Genomic DNA, 279 nt, shown 5'->3' on the forward strand with positions numbered 1-279 from the left:
AATCAATCAACTCATTTCCAATGTAAACTGTGGATATTTGAGTGTAAATCAATACAATGGTAATTGCCACCAGTACTGCCACTACCAGCAGGTAAAGTGTTCTGTTCTCGTAATCTCTGATCTCAAAAAGACCAGTTAAAATAAGGAATATTCCAACAGCAGACGATAAAATAGCTGTTAAAATTGAAAATTCAGCAAAATAAGTAATTAAACTGCAAATTAAGAATAAAACTCCAATAATTAGGGCTTTATTGATCCTCATTCTATCAACCAGATCCC

At 33.0% G+C, this 279-nt stretch carries 1 protein-coding gene; it reads right to left on the minus strand.

The window, feature by feature from the left end; all coding sequences use genetic code 11:
• Positions 1-262, minus strand: a 262-nt coding sequence (locus K6T82_RS24430) for a hypothetical protein (RefSeq protein ID WP_223711673.1), incomplete at its 3' end; no start/stop codon positions are given.
• Positions 263-279 lie beyond the last annotated feature (17 nt).

It is taken from the genome of Flavobacterium potami, assembly GCF_020026915.1.
GTDB classification, from domain to species: Bacteria; Bacteroidota; Bacteroidia; order Flavobacteriales; family Flavobacteriaceae; genus Flavobacterium; species Flavobacterium potami.